This window comes from Actinomadura sp. NPDC000929 (genome assembly GCF_040492065.1).
GTDB classification, from domain to species: Bacteria; Actinomycetota; Actinomycetes; order Streptosporangiales; family Streptosporangiaceae; genus Spirillospora; species Spirillospora verrucosospora.
On the sequence record NZ_JBEUPA010000333.1, the window covers coordinates 1 to 1162 of the forward strand.

A 1162-nucleotide genomic window follows, 5' to 3' on the forward strand; every position below is an offset into this window, starting at 1 on the left:
ATCGCGGATCTGGTGATGAACCACACCTCCGACCAGCACCCCTGGTTCCAGGCGTCGCGGACCGATCCCGACGGGCCGTTCGGGGACTTCTACATGTGGGCCGACGACGACACCGGCTACCCCGACGCCCGCATCATCTTCGTCGACACCGAGTCCTCCAACTGGACCTACGACCCCGTCCGCGGCCAGTACTACTGGCACCGCTTCTTCGCCCACCAGCCCGACCTCAACTACGACAACCCCGACGTCCAGGACGCCATGCTGGAGAACCTGCGGTTCTGGCTCGACCTGGGCATCGACGGATTCCGCCTGGACGCCGTCCCCTACCTGTACGCCCGCGAAGGCACCAACTGCGAGAACCTCCCCGAAACCCACGCCTACCTCAAACGCGTCCGCGCCGAGGTCGACCGCCTCTACCCCGACCGCGTCCTGCTCGCCGAGGCCAACCAATGGCCCGCCGACGTCGTGGAGTACTTCGGCGACCCCGCCGCCGGCGGCGACGAATGCCACATGGCCTTCCACTTCCCCGTCATGCCCCGCATCTTCATGGCCGTACGCCGCGAACAGCGCTACCCCATCTCCGAGATCATGGCCCAGACCCCCAAGATCCCCGACAACTGCCAATGGGGCATCTTCCTGCGCAACCACGACGAACTCACCCTGGAGATGGTCACCGACGAAGAACGCGACTACATGTACACCGAATACGCCAAAGACCCCCGCATGAAAGCCAACATCGGCATCCGCCGCCGCCTGGCCCCCCTCCTGGACAACGACCGCAACCAACTCGAACTGTTCACCGCCCTCCTGCTGTCCCTGCCCGGCTCCCCCGTCCTGTACTACGGCGACGAGATCGGCATGGGCGACAACATCTGGCTCGGCGACCGCGACGCCGTCAGAACCCCCATGCAATGGACCCCCGACCGCAACGCCGGCTTCTCCGCCTGCGACCCCGCCCGCCTCTACCTCCCGGTCATCATGGACCCCATCTACGGCTACCAGGCCGTCAACGTCGAAGCCCAGGCCAACAACCCCGGATCCCTGCTCCACTGGACCCGCAAGATGATCGAGATCCGCCAGCGCCACCCCGTCTTCGGCGTCGGCTCCTACGTCGAACTGTCCGCCTCCAACCCCTCCGTCCTGGCCTTCACCCGCGAGATCA

General features: G+C 66.0%; 1 protein-coding gene. It reads left to right on the forward strand.

What is annotated here, in order from left to right; translation table 11 throughout:
- A partial coding sequence (treS, locus tag ABWI04_RS42735) for a maltose alpha-D-glucosyltransferase (RefSeq protein WP_353835982.1) occupies positions 1-1162 on the forward strand: 1162 nt, incomplete at both ends.